We start from the raw sequence: 19,318 nt of genomic DNA, 5'->3' as shown, positions 1-19,318 counted from the left end.
TTTTCAGCTGCCCCGACTAAATACTTTGACAATGCTGTCTTTGTTTGCTGGACTTGACCCTGCGACGGGAGGCCGTCTGTCGCAGAGGGAGGAGAACGGCTGATGGCGATAGCAGACACTACCGCATCCCATGTGGAGGCGGTGGCATCGACCGTGCACAATAGCGTCAATGCAACGACATCGGTCGTTGCAGCGTCTTGGCGTCGATCGATGGTTTACTACGGTCTTGATCCGGCCAGAAGATCGGTTGGAAATCGGACCACACATCATGAGCTTGTTTTGGCGCGTGAGGAAAATGGATCTCTCTTGGAGATTGCGCGGCCAAATCTGCAAAGGCTCTTTCAAACTGCGGGCAAGGCTGGCTGTTGTGTCGCGCTGACCAATGCTGATGGCTTGATCCTGGAGGTCAACAGCACCGAGGCTGACCGTAGAAACTTCGAGGAGTGGGGCCTGACTGAAGGCGCCCTCTGGAACGAAGCGAACGAAGGTACCAATGGCATCGGGACCTGTCTTGCCGAAAACCGCCCGGTGATTATTTTCCAGAACCAGCATTTTCGTGCCCAAAACACGGCCATGAGCTGCATGGGCGCGCCGATCTACGACCACTCAGGTGAGATCACTGCGGTTCTTGACATTTCAAGTTGTCGAACCGACCTGACCGCTTCCTTCGCGCAGGTTCTGGGTTCAGTCGTAACCGACAGCGCGCGCGCCGTGGAAAGCGACCTGTTTCGCTCTGCTTTTCCTGAGGCGCGTATCGTCGTTGCGGAGGGCCATGGCGCATCGGGCGTATCTCTGCTCGCGGTAGATGAGGACGATTTACTCGTCGGAGCAACCCGCCTTGCGCGACGCAATCTCGGGATCACGTCGCGGACCTTGGCCGAGATGCCGAGCCTTGGGGAGTTGGTCGGCGGGCGCGTTGCTGCTGCGCGCGATCTTGCCCGTGCAGAAAAGACTGAAATTCGCCGTGCTATCGCGCATTGCAAGGGCAACGTCGCCGCTGCCGCCCGCGATCTGGGCATCAGCAGGGCGACGATGTATCGGCGAATGAAACAGCATGGCCTTCTGTCGGAGCGCTGACCGCGCCTTGTCTCACGTATGAGACACATTTGCGTCTTTGAACGCCTGTCGCTTTTGCGTGGTCCGACGGCCTGATGCACACTGACCTGGTTGCATTCTCCGGGATTTCAGGGCTTTGGGAGGAGCTGAATGAAGTCGATGACGCAAGCAATCTTCAGATGTGGGGGGATATGGCCAGCGCTGCAGGTATTGCGCGGTTCGGCCCTGTGTGTGCGGTTCAGATCCATCCGTCTCAAGTCATTTCCCTCGTTGCTTTTCCGTAAGAGCTCTGTCTGCAGGCGCTTGCCTTGTTCGGCCTGTTTGTTCAGTCTTGGTTCAACAGCTGGACGACGTTTCTCCAGCGATCTGTGGCTCGAAGGAAAGGTCTCTACAACATGGATATGAGCGGTGAGTACAGAATTGCAGCCCCTCGCGAGGCTGTCTGGAGGGCGCTGAACGATCCAGCTGTCTTGAAGGAGTGCATTCCAGGTTGTGATGAGCTGGACATGATCAGCGATACGGAGATGACCGCTGCGGTTACCTCCAAGATCGGGCCGGTCAAGGCCAAGTTCAAAGGCTTGGTCAAGTTTGAAAACGTCAATGCGCCCGAGAGCTACACCATCGTTGGTGAGGGGAAGGGTGGTGTTGCCGGCTTTGCCAAGGGCGGCGCCGATGTGCATTTGGCCGAAGAGGACGGCAACACGGTCCTGACCTATACGGCAAAGGCGCAGGTTGGCGGCAAGCTGGCGCAGCTGGGCAGCCGTCTGATTGACTCTACCGCGCGCAAGATGGCTGACGATTTTTTTGGGAAGTTTTCGGAGATGGTTGGCGGCGAGGGCAACAGCGAGACTGCTGAGGACGAACTCGATCCCGGTTTGGTTGAAGAAGCCAAAACGATTGCGGTGGAAGACGCGCCAGGTCATGTCGCCGAGGCAATAGAGGACGTTGACCACGCGATTGAAGAGCGCGTTCAAGATGCGGAAGAAAAGATAGAGGTTGCCGCGGCAAAAGGGCTTTTGGGTGGTCCCTTTGTCTGGGGATTGATCGCACTTGCTGCAGTGATCGCGATTTTGGCGATTTTGAACTGAGGTTCACGATCGCCAGAAACGGTTTGGCCGGGCTGCTCCGAAAGGGGTAGCCAGGTTGAAATTGAGGGAGAGAGAAATGACGACAGTGTCCATGACATTGAACGGCAAGAAGGTTTCGGCGCCCGTCGAAGACAGAACCTTGCTTGTCCATTATATCAGAGAAGCGCAAGGCCTCACTGGCACCCACGTTGGCTGTGACACGTCCCAGTGCGGCGCCTGCGTAGTCCACGTCAATGGCAAGGCGGTAAAATCCTGCGCCATGCTGGCAGTTCAGGCCGGTGACGCTGATGTCACAACGGTTGAAGGCCTGGCAAATGGAGCCGAACTCCATCCGGTTCAGGCAGCCTTTCGCGAGCATCACGGTCTGCAATGCGGCTTCTGCACGCCGGGCATGATCATGACAGCCGTCGACATGATTGAGCGGCATGGCGCGAACCTCGATGAAAAGACCGTAAGGCACGAGCTGGAGGGCAACATCTGCCGCTGCACGGGCTATCAGAACATCGTCAAGGCGATTTTGGCCGCATCCGATCAGATGGCTGCGATGAAGACCGCAGCTGAATAAGCGGCGCATTAAACGGCCACCAGAGTACATTTTTTGGGAACATCTGCTGTCTTGGGAGACACGCCATGGGAGTTGACGGTATTGGGGCACGTGCCCTGCGTAAGGAAGACAAGCGTTTCATCACCGGCAAGGGCCGCTACACCGACGATATGGTGTTGCCGCGCATGGCCTATGCGGCTTTTGTGCGCTCGCCGCATGCGCATGCCAAGGTAACCGGCATTGACGCCTCCGCCGCATCGGCGATGCCGGGGGTTGATGCGGTTTTGACCGGCGAGCAACTCGTTGGCGACGGCATAGGCAACCTGATTTGCGGCTGGATGGTGCATTCCAAGGACGGGTCGCCGATGAACATGGGCGCTTGGCGCGCCCTGGAGCCTGAAATCGTGCGCCATGTTGGCCAGGCTGTGGCAGTGGTCATCGCGGACACTCAGGCTCAGGCGTGCGACGCGGCCGACGCGGTGATCGTCGACTACGACGAACTGCCAGCGATCGTCGATGCTGTTGCAGCCATGGAGGGGGGTGCGCCTCAACTTCACCCCGAAGCGCCAAGCAACCTGATCTATGATTGGGATATTGGTGATGAGGCCGCGACGAACGCTGCATTCGATCAGGCTGCCCACGTCACACGCATGGACATCCATAACAATCGGCTGGTGCCCAATCCGATGGAACCGCGGGCCGCGGTCGCCGACTACAATGACGCAGAAGAGCACTACACGCTCTACACGACGTCTCAGAATCCACATGTCGCGCGCCTTGTTCTCTCGGCCTTCTACAACGTCGCTCCGGAAAACAAGCTTCGCGTCATTGCTCCGGACGTCGGCGGTGGCTTTGGATCCAAGATTTTCATCTATCCGGAAGAGATCGTCGCACTCTGGGCATCTAAACGCGTTGGTCGTCCAGTCAAATGGGTGTCTGATCGGACTGAGGCTTTTCTGACGGACGCTCACGGGCGGGATCATAAATCGCACGCCGAGCTGGCGCTCGACGCAAACAACAAGATCATTGGCTTCAGAGTTCAGACAGTCGCCAATCTTGGTGCGTATATGTCGTTGTTCTCATCTTCGGTCCCGACATATCTCTATGCGACGCTTCTGTCGGGCCAATATGACATTCCCGCTATCCATGCAAACGTGAAGGCGGTCTATACCAACACCACTCCGGTTGACGCCTATCGTGGGGCGGGGAGGCCAGAAGCGACGTTCCTGGTCGAGAGAATGATGGAAACCGCTGCGCGTGAAGTTGGACTTTCGCCAGCCGAATTCCGCAGGAAAAACTTCGTCCGCTCCTTCCCGCATCAAACACCGGTGATCATGTGTTACGACGCCGGTGATTATGATGCGACGCTGGACGCCGCGTTGAAGGCAATCGACCACGATGGGTTCCCGGCGCGCAAGGCGGAAGCTGCAAGCCGCGGCAAACTGCGTGGCATGGGTCTCAGCTGCTACATTGAAGCGTGCGGCATTGCCCCGTCGGCAGCGGTCGGGTCTCTGGGAGCAGGGGTTGGTCTCTGGGAATCAGCAGAAGTCCGGGTAAACCCTGTCGGCAGCATCGAGGTTTTGACCGGATCTCACAGCCATGGTCAGGGGCATGAGACGACGTTCGCGCAGCTCATTTCAGAACGCTTTGGCCTCGATACTGACAGCGTCAACATCGTCCACGGCGACACCGACAAGGTTCAGTTCGGAATGGGAACCTACGGTTCACGCTCCGGCGCCGTCGGCATGTCGGCTATCGTCAAGGCACTCGACAAGGTTGAAGCCAAGGCCAAGAAAATCGCCGCTCACCTCATGGAGGCTGCAGAAGGCGACATCCAGATCGAAGGTGGTGAGCTGAAAGTTGCCGGTACGGACAAGAAGCTGAGCTTTACTGAGGTCGCTCTTGCTGCCTATACGGCCCATAACCTTCCCGAAGGCATGGAACCGGGTTTGAAAGAAGGGGCGTTCTATGATCCCACGAACTTTACGTTCCCGGCGGGCACATATGCCTGCGAGGTGGAGATAGACCCAGATACCGGCAAGACCGAGATCGTCAACTTTGTCGCGGCGGATGACTTTGGCAAGATCATCAACCCGATGATCGTTGAAGGCCAGGTCCATGGCGGACTGACGCAAGGCATTGGGCAAGCGCTTCTGGAAAACGCGGCCTACGATGAAAGCGGTCAGCTCGTTACGGGATCCTATATGGATTACACCATGCCAAGGGCGGATGATGTGCCATCCTACCAACTGCTGACCACGGAAACGATCTGTCCGGGCAACCCGCTCGGCATGAAAGGTTGCGGGGAGGCCGGGGCCATCGGATCACCGCCTGCGGTGATCAATGCGATCACCGATGCCATCAACAATAACGACCTGTCCATGCCGGCGACGCCGGAACGCGTTTGGCAGGCAAGCCGGGCCGGCTTGCAGCAGGCAGCCGAATAAGGGAGACCGAGAGATATGTATGAAACATCTTATCATCGCGCCGGGTCGGTTGCAGATGCCGGGGCACTCATGGCGAAAGCCGAGGACGGCAAATTTCTCTCAGGTGGCCAGACGCTGATTCCAACCATGAAGCAGCGTTTGGCAGCTCCTTCCGATCTGGTCGATCTCACCGGCATTGCCGAGATGACGGGAGTTTCGGACGAGGGAGGCGCCATCAAGATTGGTGCTGCAACCACGCACCATGAGGTCGCCACATCAGCTGTTGTGAGTGGAGGGATCCCTGGTCTTGCTTCGCTCGCGGCAGGTATTGGTGATCCGGCCGTCCGTCACATGGGGACACTTGGCGGGTCAATCTCGAACAATGACCCTGCGGCTGATTATCCAGCGGCTTTGGTCGCTCTTGGTGCCACGGTGACGACCAGCAAGCGGAGCTTCTCGGCAGACGAGTTCTTTGTCGGCATGTTCGAAACAGCGCTCGAAGAAGATGAGATCGTCACGTCTGTGAGCTTTCCGAAACCGGCCCAAAGCGCCTATGCCAAGTATCCAAACCCGGCGTCTCGCTACGCCATGGCAGGTGTCTTTGTGGCCAAGACGGCGGGCGGAGATGTCCGGGTCGCCGTCACTGGTGCTGGCCAGGATGGTGTCTTCCGGGTTGCCGAGATGGAAACTGCGCTTGCGGGCAATTGGTCGGCCGAGGCGGTTGCAGGGGTCTCGGTGGATTCAGGCGCCTTGCTTGCCGACATTCATGGCTCGGCAGAATATCGTGCCAACCTGGTGACAGTGATGGCCAAGCGCGCGGTTGCCGCAGCGGGTTGAGCTGGGAGCAAGCTCTCAAAATGAAGAAAGGGCGGCTCGCAGGAGCCGCCCTTTTTGTTGTCTGTGATTTTGCCGAGATCAGGCGGCAGCCACCTCGTCGAGGAACCGTTCGACCTGCGCCTTCAAGGTTTCTGTCTTGGAGGACAGTTCACCAGAGGCGGTGAGAACCATATCGGCAGACTGTGTTGTCTGGTCTACGGCCTGAGACAGTTCCGACATGTTGGACGAAACTCGCGTGGTGCCCTGGGCCGCACGCTGAACATTCTGGGAGATCTCCGTTGTCGCAGATCCCTGCTGCTCGACCGCAGCGGAGATCGTCGACGTATAGCTGTCGACCTCTTCCATGATCTCGGTGATTTCGGCAATCGCTTCTGCGGAATCGCGGGTGGCGCTTTGGATCGCAGAGATCTGACTTGAGATTTCCTCGGTGGCCTTCGAGGTCTGTGTTGCCAGTTCCTTCACTTCGGACGCGACCACGGCAAATCCCTTGCCGGCCTCTCCGGCACGGGCCGCTTCGATCGTTGCATTCAAGGCAAGAAGGTTTGTCTGCTCGGCGATTGCCTGGATCAGGGTGATGACTTCGCCGATCTTGGCAGCCGATGCTGCCAGACCTTCGACCTTCTCGTTGGTCGAACGCGTCCCGATTGTTGCCTTGCCGACAACCTCCGTTGTCTGGGAAACCTGACGCGAGATCTCGCCGATCGAAGCTGCCAGCTCTTCAGCGGCACTTGCGACCGTCTGTACATTCTGCGTAGCGTCATCCGCAGCACCCAGTGTCTGAGTTGCGTGGTCAGAGCTTTCGCGAGCGATCTCTGTTAGACCCTGAGCTGTCCTGTCTAGCCCTTCCGCCGTTTCCCCAACCGAAGTCAGGACGTCTGATGCGGCAGCGCGGAAACTGCTGATCAGCTCCTCGATCTTTTGCTGGCGGGCAAGACGTCCTTCTTCCTCTCGGGCACTTTCTTCCTGCAGACGCGTGCGCTCGACCGCGTTGTCGCGGAAAACCTGAACCGTACGGCTCATGTCGCCAATTTCATCGCCGCGCTCAGCGCCGAGGATCTCGACATCGGTGTTGCCATCTGCGAGTTCCGACATGACGGCCGTTGTCCGCTGGATTGGTCGGGAAACAGCCAGGCTGAGGACAATAGCAAGACAAATTCCGAGTGCGATTGCTACTACAAGAGAGAAACCGATTGTGCCGAGTGCGTTGGACGCGGACACAGAGGCATCATGAGACAAATCCGACGCCAACTTTGCGATCATGGCACGAACATCCTCGGAGAGGACCGTCAGGATGTCACTCATCCGGCCGGATGAATTGCTGACCTCGACCACGCGGGCGAAATTTTCGCCGAAAGACGCGATCGCTGAATCAAGCTCTTTGAGCTGGCCCTTCATCTCCGGAAGGCCTTTCGTGCTCTCCGCAATCTTGGCAGCAGTGTCCTTGACCGCTTCAAGTTGGGCAAGAACTTCGGCTTCCTTCTCGGCGCTGGCTTTGGAAAGAAATTCAAGCGCCGTCGCCTTTATCGTCAAGGCGCCGTTATTCAGAGAGGCCGCATTGGCAGAGATTTTAGCTGCAGTCTCGAGTTGGGCGTTTGCAGCGGCTGTTGTTTCCTGGACTTTGTCGATCGCCAGGATCGTCTTGTCTCTTATGGAAATCGCTGCGTCGGAAAGGCCTTCAATTGCCTCTTTTAACTCCAACTTGAGCTCGTAGATTTCCATGAAATTCGTCGTAATCATCAGTTCATCGAGCCGGGCTCGCAAACTGTAGGCCTTGGTGACGAGACCGCCCAGCTCAGCGCCGGTGATGCCGTCGATCTGGGCAACCGCCATTGACGCAGCCTTCGGTGCAACCTCCTCGGCAAGCTTTATTGCTTGCTGCATCTTCTCACCGTTCAATGAGGTGCCGGCTTCATTGTAAAGGTCTTTGATTTGCAGGGTGGTTTGGCCGATTTCGGAAGCGAGCGTTCCGAGTTGACGCGCTTCCTTTTGGGTGTCGATTGCGATTTTTGCAACGTCCGCGGCTTTTACGCGAATTGCATTTGCCTTGGCATCGACTGCCATAGCGACATTTCCGACGTCTGCATTTGACTGGGTCAATGCGGTCAAGAGGCTGTCTTCATTGGAAAGCAAAGATGTCAGCTCGACGAACGTGTTCTTGAGGCCGTCAACTGCACTCACGGCATCATTGACGCTGCTCTGGGCCTCCGGGTGCATCGACAGCGTGGCGCTCAATTCTGAAAGGCGCCCGTTCAAATCATCAATAGCCATCGTCGCGGATGCCGCCGTTTCCTCATCGTGTGAGGACAGATAAGCACCACGCGTGGCGGAGACGTTTTGCAGCTGAGCCATGACCTGCATCGCTTTGTCGGCGCTTTGGAAGCGTTCTGACAATCCGCTGATTGAAAATGCTCCGATTGCTCCAACGATTGCTGTGAGAATCAGAACCGCTGCGAAACCTCCGCCGACTTTTGCGCCAAAGCGAATGTTATTGAAAATAATGAGTAATTTTGACATTGGAAGTTCCCACCCAGCACTTTAAGGCCAATTATTTTCCTTCTTTTAGGGTAAAATAGATTCTAAGTATAAATTCCGAGTAAATGAGAGATTTCTATAGATTTTGGTTGATTTTTCTCGGATTGGACTTCTGGGGGGAGTCTTTTTGAGTGAGGGCGCTTAACGTCGATCGTTTGTGGCAGTATTTCGCTCCGAAGGCGATGTAATCGCGATCGAGAGGGCCAACCCATTGAACGAGCGAGCGTTGTTTTCCTTTATCACGTGTATCAAACGTGTTGACCACCGTTGATATGGATCTCAGAGCCTGTGACATATGATGACGGATTGGTGCAGAGGAAGTGAATCGTATCTGCTACCTCATCCGGGCGGCCCAGTCGGCGCAGCGGGATATCATCGATCATTTTTTCCGTGCCTGGCGAGAGAATGGATGTGTCGATTTCCCCCGGCGCAATGGCGTTGACGCGGATGCCATGCGGGCCAAAGTCCGCCGCCATTTCTCGTGTCAAGGAAGACAGGGCCGCTTTGGAGGTCGCGTAGGCGGTGCCGGCAAATGGGTGGACGCGTGAGCCAGCGATAGAAGTGACATTCACAATCGAACCACCTGCATTCTTTAGTTCGCTGAAGAGGCCGCGGCCGAGCATGATTGGCGCAAAGAAATTGACCTGGAAGACGTGGCGCCAGCTGTGCATCGGAGTGGTGATCGAGTCGAGCCTCTGCCCTTCCTCACCTTTTGGACTGATGCCTGCATTGTTGACGAGAGCATGCAACTTGGATCCGTGCGATTCCAGACGCTTTCGCATTTCCTGAACCGCATAGCCGAGGTTCTCAGGATCGGAAAGATCGACCTGAATATGATCCTCAGGGCCCATCGGCCAGGGACACTTGTCGGAAAATGCCTGGCGAGAACACGTAATCACCCGCCATCCTGCTGCCGAGAACCGCTTGACGGTCGCGTGGCCGATGCCGCGGCTGGCACCTGTCAGGACAATCGTGCGTCTTTCATCAATCGTGTTCTCGTCGGTCATCCAGATTGCCTTGATCTCATATTTTCGTATTGCTACGGGAAAGTTGACTTTTTAGGTTCACTTTAGTTTAAGCGCAGGAACCCATCTATGACAGAATAGATCGAAAAAACGAAACGTTGTGGGTCCCAGGATGATCATCTGTTCGTGTAATGTGTTGTCAGATAAGCAGCTCCGCAAGGCGGCGGAAGAAATGCGTGCGGATCCTAACGGAAAAGTTCCCACTCCTGGCGCCGTGTTTCGTCACCTTGGATGTCGTCCAAGGTGTGGCAGCTGTTTTCCCTCTGTCATTGACTTGATCCACGAAAAAGGATCAGAAGACACTGTAGCCGTGAGTGATGGCTACAGTCAGTTAAAGATGGCATCCGGCAGATAGTTTGAAGGAAGACGCTCGATGAAGGGGAATACGCAGGTCATCGAGTATCTCAACAAGGCTCTGCGTCACGAGTTGACTGCGGTCAACCAGTACTGGCTGCATTCCCGTCTTCTGCAGAATTGGGGGTTTACCAAACTCGCCAAAAAAGAGGCGGAGGAGATTCTGGAAGAGCGCGGACACGCCGACCAGATTATTGATCGCATCCTGTTTTTGGAAGGTTATCCGAATCTTCAGGTACTCGACCCCATGCGCATCGGGACAACCTTGAAGGACTGCCTGGAGGGCGATCTTGCGGGCGAATATGCCGCCCGGGCGCTTTATCATGAGGCGCGCAAGGTATGTCACGAGGCAGAAGATTACGTGTCCATGAATCTCTTCGAAGCTTTGTTGGGTGATGAAGAGGGTCACATCGACTTTCTGGAAACCCAACTCGAGCTGATCGAGCGCATTGGCATCGACCGCTACGGGCTGCTTCAGTCCGCGTCTGCTGACGTCACCCTTTAAGGCAGGTCCTCCACAACAGCGCTCAGGCTCTGTTCATCAAATCTCTACCAGATCACCGCCAGCTGCATCTGCGGCTGCGGGGCAAGCAAGCCAGGACGCCGGCGAAGGCGTTGGCGGGAAGCAATTTCCCCAGACGAGTGTGAAGCTCGGTGATCGCAAGCTCAGACAGGCAGGACGTGCGTGTCCTTGATTTCCTCCATGACGGCGTAGGTGTGAGTTTCACGAACACCGGGCAGGGTCAGGATGACATCAGACAGAAACCGGCGATAGGCCTCCATGTCGAGAACCCTGCTCTTCACCAGATAATCAAATCCACCCGCGACCATGTGGCATTCGAGAATGTCTGGCGATCGTTCCACAGCGTATTTGAAGGCGTCGAAGATCTCGGGAGATGTGCGGTCGAGTTTTATTTCGACAAAGACGAGAAGCCCGCGCCCGACCTTCGACGGAGCCAGCTTGGCCGCAAAGCTTTCGATGAAGCCGTCTCGGATCAGACGTTTGGTTCGCTCGGCTGTGGCGGTGGCCGACATGCTGATCCGCTCGGACAGCTCCGTATTGGTGACCCGGGAGTCCTTTTGAAGTTCTGACAGGATTTTCCGGTCAGTTCGATCAAGATCCGTGAAATTCACCACCAAAGCCTCAGTTCTATAAAAATTTCTCCAAATATAGGGCAAAAATCAGAGGATATAAATTTAAAATATAACACAAACTGAGAAATCAACGTTGTCGCGCGGGCGTTCGGCTGCCGCCGCTAGGGAGTTCTTGTCATGAGTGCTGATATGGCTGTTTTCCAGGAAGGCATGGAGCAACATGGCGTCGAGCCATTTCGCGCTGCCTACGCGCCCGATGACCAACCATTGGTGCGCCGCCTTCTCGCAGAGACAGCGCTGGCTCCGGAGATCGAGGCAAAAATCAATGCGCGCGCCGAGGGCTATATCAACGACATGCGGTCGACGGCAGTTGGCCTCGGCGGCGTCGAGGACTTCATGCGGGAATTCGGCCTGACGACTAGAGAAGGCCTGGCGATGATGGTTCTCGCCGAGGCACTTCTGCGCGTACCTGACGCGGCGACCGCGGATCGCTTGATTGAAGACAAGCTGGCAGCGGCTCGCTTCGACGACCCAAGCGGACCAAAATCGGATACCTGGCTTGTGTCTGCGTCATCCTGGGCGCTGGGCGTAACCTCTCGTCTTCTGCATCCCGGCGATACGCCGCAGAGCATCCTTGCTTCCCTGGTCAAGCGAATGGGCATGCCGGCGGTTCGCACGGCAACCAAGAAGGCAATGAGATTGCTCGGCCACCAATTCGTGCTTGGCGAAACCATCGCTCGCGCTCTCGACCGCGCAAAGACACAGGAAGCCAAGGGCTATCGCTACTCCTACGACATGCTTGGCGAAGGAGCCCGGACGGCAAGGGACGCGGAGCGCTATTTCAAGTCTTACGCGGATGCGATTGACGCCATTGGCAAGGCTGCTGGCACGGAGAAACTGCCGAACCGGCCAGGCATCTCGGTCAAGCTCTCGGCGCTTCACCCAAGATATGAAGCGGTCAACGGTGAGCGGGTTCGAGACGAAGTGGTGCCTCGCCTGATCAAGTTGGCTGAGATGGCACGGTCATACGATCTTAATTTCACCGTCGATGCGGAAGAGGCAGATCGTCTTGAACTGTCGTTGGACATCATCGCTGCGGTACTGGCGGATCCCGTTACGAAAGGCTGGAATGGTTTCGGCCTTGCTGTTCAAGCCTATCAAAAGCGTGGCTGCGAGGTGGTTGATTGGCTGATTGCCGCTGCGCGTCATCACAATCGGCGTTTGATGGTGCGGCTCGTGAAGGGCGCGTACTGGGATACAGAGATCAAGCATGCTCAGGAGCAGGGCGCGGTCGGCTATCCGGTCTTTACCCGCAAGGCGGCAACGGATCTGTCCTATCTTGCCTGCGCCAAACGCATGCTTGCCGCCAGGGATGTTCTGTACCCGCAGTTCGCCACACACAACGCACTGACCGTCGCCCAGATCGCGGAAATCGCAGGCAATAAGGACGGTTACGAATTCCAACGCCTTCATGGCATGGGAGAAAGCCTCTACAAGTCTGTGTGCGAACGCGACGGCTATTCTTGCCGGATCTATGCTCCTGTCGGCGGCCACAAGGATCTGCTGGCCTACCTGGTGCGCAGGCTCCTCGAGAACGGTGCCAATTCCTCATTTGTAACGATCGTCGGAGACAGCTCCGTTTCCGTAGACGCCCTGCTTCGTCCCGCATCAGAGATCTTGGAAGCTGGTAAACATGCTTCCAACAGATCTATCCCGCTGCCGTCAGATCTCTATGGCTCCAGCCGTCAGAACTCGGATGGCGTCGAATTCGGATGTGCCGCCGAACGTCATGAACTTGTCGACGGTATGGCTAAAACCGTTGCTCCGACCACGGATGCAAAGCCGCTTGTCGGAGAGCGGGATGTTTCAGGAAAAGCGGAACATGTGCTTTCGCCGGCCGACGGACAGACAGTTGTCGGAACCGTCGTCAATGCAACGAGTGAGCTTGCAAAAACGGCTATGGATGTTGCAAGCGAGGGATTCGAAACTTGGTCTCGTCGACCGGTCGGCGAGCGGGCTGAAACGCTTTCGAAAATGGCCGATCTTCTGGAGCAAAACAGAGACCGTTTGATGGCCTTGTTGAGCCTTGAGGCGGGCAAGACACTGCCCGACGGCATCGCCGAGATTCGGGAAGCGGTAGACTTCTGCCGGTACTATGCGGATCAGGCGAACTCGCTGTTCGGTGAAGGCATGCTCATGCCGGGACCAACGGGTGAGGAAAACAGGTATCGATTGCGGGGACGTGGGGTTTTCGTCTGCATTTCTCCATGGAATTTCCCTCTGGCTATTTTCCTCGGCCAGGTAAGCGCCGCACTCGTGGCAGGCAATGCGGTCGTGGCCAAGGCGGCAGAGCAGACCCCGCTGATAGCGTATGAAGCGGTTCGCCTTTTCCACGAAGCGGGGATTCCGACTGATGTGTTGTGTTTCCTGCCAGGCAATGGTGCCGTCGGAGCGGCTCTGACTTCGGATCCGAGGGTTGCAGGCGTCGCCTTTACCGGGTCCACCGAAACGGCTTGGGCCATCAATCGCTCTCTGGCGGAAAAGCGAGGGCCGATTGTGCCCCTGATCGCCGAAACCGGCGGCATCAATGCGATGCTTGTCGACGCGACCGCTCTGCTCGAGCAGGTCTGCGACGACGTCATGATGTCAGCGTTCAGGTCGGCGGGGCAGCGTTGCTCGGCTCTGCGCCTTCTGTTTGCACAGGCTGATGTCGCAGATGATCTGCTCCAGATGCTCGAAGGTGCTGCTGATGAGCTCGCTCTGGGAGTTCCTTCGTCTCCCGCCACAGACATTGGGCCCGTGATTGATGCTGAGGCACGGGACGGCATTCTGGCGCATGTTGAAGACATGCGGAAAACGCAGACACTCCGATACCAGGGTAAGATCCCGCAGGGTGCTCTTTCGGGCGGCTCCTGGGTTGCTCCGCACATCATCGAGTTGGATCATGCCGAAGCATTGACCAAGGAAGTGTTCGGCCCGGTTCTACATGTGGTTCGCTATCACGCCAAGGATATCGATAAGGTACTGGAGATGATCGCTGCCAGTGGCTATGGCCTGACCTTGGGCGTTCACAGTCGAATAGACGCAACGGTCAAAAAGGTTGTTGATCGGCTTTCCGTGGGCAATGTCTACATCAATCGCAACACGATTGGCGCTGTTGTCGGAACTCAGCCTTTCGGAGGGTCTGGTCTTTCTGGGACGGGTCCGAAAGCGGGTGGGCCAGCTTACCTGCAACGCTTTGCTTTGGAACAGGTTGTTTCGATCAATACAGCTGCGGCCGGCGGAAACGCCAGCCTTGTTGCAGCTTCGGACGACTGAGGTGCTAACGCGTCTTTTGATGCAAGCAGATGCGTTAGCAAGGCTGTTGTAGCTCAGGCTCGGGAGGGGCCGTCAAAAGGGTTGGCCGTGTCTGCGGCAACGAGGAGCTTTGCGTCCGTTGGCAGTTGGCCCTCCTTGATCACGTGCTTGCCAGCCTGAATGAAGTCCTGGAGCGTTCCGTTAAAGGGCGTATATGCCTTGTGCTCCAGCCAATGTGCATAGGTGCCGGTGTCGTTCTCGGCGCGGGCGTGGAGGGCATCTTCCAGATCATCCTGGAAAACCTTCATGTCACTTGGAAGAACTCCGAGCGCATGCTGCTCGATCTGCCCGCTTTCGAAGGTTAGTTGCACAAGAGGGGACAACGACGTCAGTCCGAGGTCTGCGATTGCGGTCATCCACGCAATCCAGAGAAGATTATCCGGCTCCGGAGCGACCGTCGTTGGAAACTGCCTCAGCTTTTCTGCGGCGACGTCGAACGACAGGTGTCCGTCAAGGACGTTGAATGTCCAGCAACGCAGAAAGGCTTCGCGAACCAGCCAGTCTGTTCTGGGCGAGGCGACGATGTCCCAGCAAGCATCTGCCTGGCCAGCTCCAAGTGCCATCAGCGTTCGGGGAATGGTGTCACCGATTGAGTCGTGAACAAGTGCCGCTGCTTTTTGACTGTCGCCGCAAAGGAGGGCGCTAAGAGGTTTGAATGCTTCTTCAATCCGGAGCGCGGCGAGGAGATGAATACCGAAGAACAATGCATCGTGTTCCTCAGTGCTCACCGGTAGCTCCCGGGTTTCGCGTTCAAGCAACAAAAGAAAAGTCGGGACGCAAGCCGCAGGTGTTTCAAGGCAATATGAAAGCACTGACCAGGGCAGGTCGCCGCGTTCTGCCAGTGCTGCAACAATGTCCTGTCGGTTCATCTGACGATCCTCACATCAGAGTATAGCATACGCAACCTTCAACCAGAATCGCCTACGTTTTTTTCCTCGGTTTCACGCGGCGTGTTGCCTCTGCGTTCATTGGATCATCCGGCCATGGGTGCCTCGGATAGCGTCCCTTCATCTCTGCCTTGACGTCGGCCCAGGACCCCGCCCAGAAGCCGGGCAGGTCGCGTGTCACCTGGATGGGGCGGTGCGCCGGGGAAAGCAGTTCAAGCGTCAAAGGGATTTTGCCGCCGCACACGGACGGATGGACGGATTGTCCAAAGAGCTCCTGGACACGGATCGAGATGCCCGGACCGCTTTCCGTGCCATAGTCAATGGGTGCCCGGGTGCCGGTAGGCGCTGTAAAATGCGTTGGAGCCAATCTGTCCAACCTTGCCTGTACATCATGAGGAAGCAGACAGCTGAGGGCGTCCCCCAGACACGCAGCGTCGATATCATCAAGTGATCTCCGCCCCGCGAGGAAGGGGCCAAGCCAGTCTTTCAGGCTTTTGGTGAGGCTTTCGTCAGATAGATCGGGCAGATCGTCTTGCCCGTTTTGGCGAAGGTAGTCGATACGACCGCGAAGGCGCAGTTGATCCTTGTTCCAGGGCAGCCTTGCCGAACCGCGTTTTCCGAGTTCGTCAACCATTGCCTGTTCGAGGGCGGCAGGGTCTGGTGAAGAGATCTGCCGTGTTTCCAGTTCTACCGCGCCAAAGCGACGAATACGTCGCGCGCTGATGCTACCGTCCTTTTCCAGGCGAACCCTGTCTTCTTCCACGATGTCACGTCCGAAGTGCTGCTCAATCTCGCCTTTGGTGATGGGAGCGCAGGTCATGACTCTGCCGTTCGCCGCACGCCCTTGAATGTCTGCGACAACAAGGAAAGACGCTGTAGCCAGTGCGTGTTCTTCCGGTAACGCCGCGCCCCGGCCATTTGAAAGTCGAAATCGCCCGCGAGGCCCACGCGCATCAGCTATCCTGTCCGGATACGCAAGGGCAAGCAACCAGCCAGCGTCTTCAAGGTCTATGGATCGATTGTCCTTTTCTCTGCCTTTGCTTTTGCTGAGTAGTGCGAGCCAGCGTTCTGCCATGGAACGGGAAGCTTGGGCCCGTTTTGAACTCGCATCTCGCAGCTGTCGCAGCTGTTCGCGCAGATCCGGATCTCGGCCGCCAAGTCCTGGCTCTGAAAGCAGCGCTGCGAGATAAGCCGCAGTGCGTCCAGCTCCCTCGCGCTGTCCCTCATTCAGCATATGGGCAAGGCGAGGGGAGAGTGGCAGTCTGCCAAGAGCCCTGCCCTGAGAGGTCAGTTGTTGATTTGCGTCGAGAGCGCCAAGCCTTCGCAGAAGAGCCAGAGCTTCAGCCCACGCACCTGCGGGCGGCGGGTCGAGAAACGCCAGTTGACCTGGATCCAGCGTGCCCCAGGACGCCAGGTCAAGCGCCAGAGCGGAGAGGTCCGTCTCGAGAATTTCAGGCGTCTCATGAGCGACGAGAGCAGATGTCTGGGCTTCATCCCAGAGGCGGTAGCAAACACCAGGCTCCGTGCGGCCTGCGCGTCCTCGCCGCTGATCTGCTGTGGCCAGCGACACCCGAACTGTTTCAAGCCGGTTCAATCCGGTTTGAGGTTCGTATTTGGAAACTCTCGAAAGCCCGCTGTCGATAACAACCCGAACGCCTTCAATTGTCAGCGAAGTCTGAGCGATGGCGGTCGCGAGGACGATTTTCCTTGTCCCAGGTTCGGCGGGGTGAATTGCCAGGTCCTGGGCTCTGCCGTCCAGTGCACCATAGAGCGGAGCAAGCATGCAGTTCTGCGGGAGTGTTCCAGCGAGCAGATCGGCGGTTCTTTTGATCTCGGCCTGCCCCGGAAGAAAAACCAGAACCGATCCACTCTCTTCAGCGAGAGCCTTGCGAACAGCTTGGGCGATTTGAGGTTCCAGCCGGTCTTGTGTCCGTCGGCCAAGATAGTGTGTCTGGACGGGGAAGCTCCGTCCTTTGCTTTCGATAACCTCGCAGTTGCCCATCAGGTGGGAGACGGAGGCGGCATCAATTGTGGCTGACATTGGCAAGAGCCGGAGGTCTTCACGAAGTGCACCCTGCACGTCCAGAGCCAGCGCAAGCCCAAGGTCGCCGTCCAGGGATCTTTCATGGAATTCGTCGAACAAGACCGCGGCGATCCCGGAGAGTTCGGGATCATCAAGGATCATGCGGGTGAAAACTCCCTCTGTGATGACCTCGATCCGCGTTTTCGGCCCGATCTTTGTGTCCATGCGGACCCGATACCCTACGCGTTCACCGATGGCTTCCCCGAGTTCCGAGGCCATGCGTTGGGCGGCGGCGCGTGCAGCGAGGCGTCTGGGCTCAAGCACAAGAATGCGCTTGTCCGCACGCCAGGGCGCGTCGAGCAGAGCAAGCGGCACGCGGGTGGTTTTGCCTGCGCCTGGATCTGCAACGAGAACGGCGTTCGAGGTCTCTTCGAGTATAGATGTCAGTTTGCCAAGAACCGCATCAATCGGAAGTGGCGTTGAAAACGCGCGCGGCGACATGAGGCCTAGCCCGTGGCGTTTGACACGGCCGCCTCGCGGCTCCAGCGGCGCCCTTTGAGTTCGACGACGAAGCGGTCGGGAGACTTTGCAAAGGCCACAAGGCCTTCCAGTGCCGGGTTGCTATGGCGAACGATATAGGTGGGTATTGCGGCCATGAGTGACTGATGAGGGGCTTTCGCCTCGAAGGAACGACGAAAGTGGCCGTCCGTCAAAAAGCGATCGATCCGCGGTGTCACGCCACCAGTCAGATAGACGCCGCCGCGCGCAAGAAGCGAAAGGGCAAAATCTCCGGCAACACGTCCGAGCGCACGCGCGAATGTCTCGAGCGTCTTGGTTGCGACGACGTCGTTCGCCTCTGCGGCTTGAGTGATATCGGCTGCGGTTTCGAAAGAACGCTCCAAATTCATGGAGAGGCAGACACCCCGGGCGAGACGCGGCAGACCTGAGCCGCTGAGGATCTGCTCAGCCCCAAGCCGTCCGCCGACACGCTCGATTTTGTCAAAGATCGGAAAGTCTTCCTCCGTGACAGGGCCGATCTCTACATGGCCACCTTCGCCGGGAACCGGGATCCAGGTGTCGGCGGCATGGATCATCGCAGCGGCGCCAAGGCCGGTTCCTGGACCAAGAACAAACTTTGTCGATGCCGGGCGTGGGGCACCTCTTCCGACCTGCTCGATGTCCTTACCTTGAAGATTTGGCAACGCTAGCGCCTGGGCTTCGAAGTCATTGACGATGATGACGTCATCTAGAGCCAGGTCTTCGATCAGTTTCAGAGGTTCGATGACCCAGTCGGCATTGGTCAGTGGAATCTTGTTGCCCGTCACAGGACCTGCCACCGCGATGATCGCTGTGCGCGGTTTCGCGCCGCTCGCCTTGTCGAGTGTTTCCCGTATGGCACCGGAAATGTCCAAATGGTCCGCTGTTGCGGTGGGCATGCAGAATTCTGTCTCCGAGTCAGCTCCATGCACCAGAGCGAAACGCGCATTCGTGCCACCAATGTCCGCGACAAGAATCGGATAGGCGAAGGTGGTCAGGAACTGATTGGGAAGACTCATATGGCCGATACGCTGATTTCAGGTGTTGTCGAGGTTGTTTTTAAACCGGTTAAACGCGCAGAGCGAAGAAGAATTTCAGCCGTTGCCAAATTCAGCGCCATCGGGAGGTCGTAAACCAGAGCCAGTCTCATCAGCGCCTTGACATCCACATCGTGGGGCATCGGGCTTAAGGGGTCGACGAAAAAGATCAGGCCGTTCAGGCGTCCCTCGGCGATCAGGGCTCCAATCTGTTGGTCGCCGCCGAGAGGGCCGCTCTTCAGGCGGGTAATGTTGAGGCGGCTACAGCCTTCCTCGATCCGTCCGCCAGTCGTGCCGGTCGCAACCAAAGTGAAGGGCAGCAGCTTCTCTTCATTTCGAACGGCGAAGTCGACCATAGCGTCTTTCTTCGCGTCATGGGCGACAAGGGCAAGCATTGGCCGGGTGTTCATGCGTCATCCTCTGCAGCTGATTTGGCAAGCCAGGACAGATGTACAGGGATTTCACGGCGGGGGTAAAGCACAAGGCGAAAAGATCCCAGGTGGAGCGGCGGATAACGTCG

Annotated in this window: 16 protein-coding genes; 9 read left to right on the top strand and 7 right to left on the bottom strand. The window is 57.2% G+C overall.

The features are described from left to right. Window positions 1–102: 102 nt before the first annotated feature. The 6 genes from ABJZ52_RS12525 to ABJZ52_RS12500 all read left to right on the top strand — a co-directional run bounded on the left by ABJZ52_RS12525 (window position 103) and on the right by ABJZ52_RS12500 (window position 5,951). On the top strand, window positions 103–1,077 hold the full coding sequence (locus ABJZ52_RS12525) for a GAF domain-containing protein (RefSeq protein ID WP_348192738.1): 975 nt from the start codon (window positions 103–105) through the stop codon (window positions 1,075–1,077). 74 nt (window positions 1,078–1,151) lie between these two features. Next, window positions 1,152–1,340, top strand: coding sequence for a hypothetical protein (locus tag ABJZ52_RS12520; protein WP_348192735.1), 189 nt, complete (start codon window positions 1,152–1,154; stop codon window positions 1,338–1,340). Between the two features lie 111 nt (window positions 1,341–1,451). Next, the gene (locus ABJZ52_RS12515; RefSeq protein WP_348192732.1) at window positions 1,452–2,144 is read left to right on the top strand and encodes a carbon monoxide dehydrogenase subunit G; all 693 of its coding nucleotides are present in this window, start codon (window positions 1,452–1,454) and stop codon (window positions 2,142–2,144) included. A 76-nt stretch (window positions 2,145–2,220) separates the two neighbouring features. After that, window positions 2,221–2,709 carry a (2Fe-2S)-binding protein gene (locus tag ABJZ52_RS12510; protein ID WP_348192729.1) on the top strand — a complete coding sequence of 163 codons (489 nt, stop codon included), beginning with the start codon at window positions 2,221–2,223 and terminating at the stop codon, window positions 2,707–2,709. A gap of 65 nt (window positions 2,710–2,774) precedes the next feature. Beyond that, entirely contained in the window at window positions 2,775–5,135 is a 2,361-nt protein-coding gene (locus ABJZ52_RS12505) for a xanthine dehydrogenase family protein molybdopterin-binding subunit (protein WP_348192726.1), read from the top strand. A gap of 15 nt (window positions 5,136–5,150) precedes the next feature. Further along, window positions 5,151–5,951: a xanthine dehydrogenase family protein subunit M gene (locus ABJZ52_RS12500; RefSeq protein ID WP_348192723.1), complete on the top strand. Its 801-nt coding sequence runs from the start codon at window positions 5,151–5,153 to the stop codon at window positions 5,949–5,951. Window positions 5,952–6,029: 78 nt separating this feature from the next. Here the strand turns inward: ABJZ52_RS12500 and ABJZ52_RS12495 are convergent, their stop codons facing one another. Both ABJZ52_RS12495 and ABJZ52_RS12490 read right to left on the bottom strand, forming a co-directional pair. Then, window positions 6,030–8,465, bottom strand: a complete 2,436-nt coding sequence (locus ABJZ52_RS12495; protein ID WP_348192720.1) for a methyl-accepting chemotaxis protein — start codon at window positions 8,463–8,465, stop codon at window positions 6,030–6,032. A 266-nt stretch (window positions 8,466–8,731) separates the two neighbouring features. Then, the gene (locus ABJZ52_RS12490; RefSeq protein WP_348192717.1) at window positions 8,732–9,490 is read right to left on the bottom strand and encodes an SDR family oxidoreductase; all 759 of its coding nucleotides are present in this window, start codon (window positions 9,488–9,490) and stop codon (window positions 8,732–8,734) included. Window positions 9,491–9,620: 130 nt separating this feature from the next. Here ABJZ52_RS12490 and ABJZ52_RS12485 point away from each other — a divergent pair, with 130 nt between their 5' ends. Beyond that, window positions 9,621–9,863, top strand: coding sequence for a (2Fe-2S)-binding protein (locus tag ABJZ52_RS12485; protein ID WP_348192714.1), 243 nt, complete (start codon window positions 9,621–9,623; stop codon window positions 9,861–9,863). 18 nt (window positions 9,864–9,881) lie between these two features. Beyond that, on the top strand, window positions 9,882–10,367 hold the full coding sequence (gene bfr, locus ABJZ52_RS12480) for a bacterioferritin (protein ID WP_348192711.1): 486 nt from the start codon (window positions 9,882–9,884) through the stop codon (window positions 10,365–10,367). Between the two features lie 161 nt (window positions 10,368–10,528). Here the strand turns inward: bfr and ABJZ52_RS12475 are convergent, their stop codons facing one another. Further along, the gene (locus tag ABJZ52_RS12475) at window positions 10,529–10,999 is read right to left on the bottom strand and encodes an Lrp/AsnC ligand binding domain-containing protein (RefSeq protein WP_192110791.1); all 471 of its coding nucleotides are present in this window, start codon (window positions 10,997–10,999) and stop codon (window positions 10,529–10,531) included. A 135-nt stretch (window positions 11,000–11,134) separates the two neighbouring features. Between ABJZ52_RS12475 and putA the strand changes: the two genes are divergently transcribed. After that, window positions 11,135–14,275: a bifunctional proline dehydrogenase/L-glutamate gamma-semialdehyde dehydrogenase PutA gene (gene putA, locus ABJZ52_RS12470; protein ID WP_348192707.1), complete on the top strand. Its 3,141-nt coding sequence runs from the start codon at window positions 11,135–11,137 to the stop codon at window positions 14,273–14,275. A gap of 53 nt (window positions 14,276–14,328) precedes the next feature. Here the strand turns inward: putA and ABJZ52_RS12465 are convergent, their stop codons facing one another. Genes ABJZ52_RS12465 through ABJZ52_RS12450 form a run of 4 tightly spaced genes read right to left on the bottom strand, consistent with a single transcriptional unit; the run spans window position 14,329 to window position 19,208 of the window. Beyond that, window positions 14,329–15,183: a hypothetical protein gene (locus tag ABJZ52_RS12465; protein WP_348192704.1), complete on the bottom strand. Its 855-nt coding sequence runs from the start codon at window positions 15,181–15,183 to the stop codon at window positions 14,329–14,331. Window positions 15,184–15,235: 52 nt separating this feature from the next. Continuing rightward, entirely contained in the window at window positions 15,236–17,725 is a 2,490-nt protein-coding gene (hrpB, locus tag ABJZ52_RS12460) for an ATP-dependent helicase HrpB (RefSeq protein WP_348192701.1), read from the bottom strand. Between the two features lie 5 nt (window positions 17,726–17,730). Further along, entirely contained in the window at window positions 17,731–18,780 is a 1,050-nt protein-coding gene (gene glk, locus ABJZ52_RS12455) for a glucokinase (RefSeq protein ID WP_348192698.1), read from the bottom strand. Further along, window positions 18,777–19,208 carry a methylglyoxal synthase gene (locus ABJZ52_RS12450; protein ID WP_192110786.1) on the bottom strand — a complete coding sequence of 144 codons (432 nt, stop codon included), beginning with the start codon at window positions 19,206–19,208 and terminating at the stop codon, window positions 18,777–18,779. The genes glk and ABJZ52_RS12450 overlap by 4 nt, the downstream gene beginning before the upstream one ends. Window positions 19,209–19,318: the final 110 nt, after the last annotated feature.

This window comes from Roseibium sp. (assembly GCF_039982295.1).
In the GTDB taxonomy this organism is placed as follows: domain Bacteria; phylum Pseudomonadota; class Alphaproteobacteria; order Rhizobiales; family Stappiaceae; genus Roseibium.
The sequence above is the reverse complement of the archived record's forward strand: the minus strand, read 5'-3'. Positions and strand labels throughout refer to the sequence as shown.

What these genes read in the sequence shown, in the direction of transcription:
- ABJZ52_RS12525 (WP_348192738.1), top strand. Translation starts at nt 103, where the DNA reads ATGGCGATAGCAGACACTACCGCATCCCATGTGGAGGCGGTGGCATCG.
- ABJZ52_RS12520 (WP_348192735.1), top strand. Translation starts at nt 1,152, where the DNA reads ATGCACACTGACCTGGTTGCATTCTCCGGGATTTCAGGGCTTTGGGAG.
- ABJZ52_RS12515 (WP_348192732.1), top strand. Translation starts at nt 1,452, where the DNA reads ATGGATATGAGCGGTGAGTACAGAATTGCAGCCCCTCGCGAGGCTGTC.
- ABJZ52_RS12510 (WP_348192729.1), top strand. Translation starts at nt 2,221, where the DNA reads ATGACGACAGTGTCCATGACATTGAACGGCAAGAAGGTTTCGGCGCCC.
- ABJZ52_RS12505 (WP_348192726.1), top strand. Translation starts at nt 2,775, where the DNA reads ATGGGAGTTGACGGTATTGGGGCACGTGCCCTGCGTAAGGAAGACAAG.
- ABJZ52_RS12500 (WP_348192723.1), top strand. Translation starts at nt 5,151, where the DNA reads ATGTATGAAACATCTTATCATCGCGCCGGGTCGGTTGCAGATGCCGGG.
- ABJZ52_RS12495 (WP_348192720.1), bottom strand. Translation starts at nt 8,465, where the DNA reads ATGTCAAAATTACTCATTATTTTCAATAACATTCGCTTTGGCGCAAAA.
- ABJZ52_RS12490 (WP_348192717.1), bottom strand. Translation starts at nt 9,490, where the DNA reads ATGACCGACGAGAACACGATTGATGAAAGACGCACGATTGTCCTGACA.
- ABJZ52_RS12485 (WP_348192714.1), top strand. Translation starts at nt 9,621, where the DNA reads ATGATCATCTGTTCGTGTAATGTGTTGTCAGATAAGCAGCTCCGCAAG.
- bfr (WP_348192711.1), top strand. Translation starts at nt 9,882, where the DNA reads ATGAAGGGGAATACGCAGGTCATCGAGTATCTCAACAAGGCTCTGCGT.
- putA (WP_348192707.1), top strand. Translation starts at nt 11,135, where the DNA reads ATGAGTGCTGATATGGCTGTTTTCCAGGAAGGCATGGAGCAACATGGC.
- ABJZ52_RS12465 (WP_348192704.1), bottom strand. Translation starts at nt 15,183, where the DNA reads ATGAACCGACAGGACATTGTTGCAGCACTGGCAGAACGCGGCGACCTG.
- hrpB (WP_348192701.1), bottom strand. Translation starts at nt 17,725, where the DNA reads ATGTCGCCGCGCGCGTTTTCAACGCCACTTCCGATTGATGCGGTTCTT.
- glk (WP_348192698.1), bottom strand. Translation starts at nt 18,780, where the DNA reads ATGAGTCTTCCCAATCAGTTCCTGACCACCTTCGCCTATCCGATTCTT.
- ABJZ52_RS12450 (WP_192110786.1), bottom strand. Translation starts at nt 19,208, where the DNA reads ATGAACACCCGGCCAATGCTTGCCCTTGTCGCCCATGACGCGAAGAAA.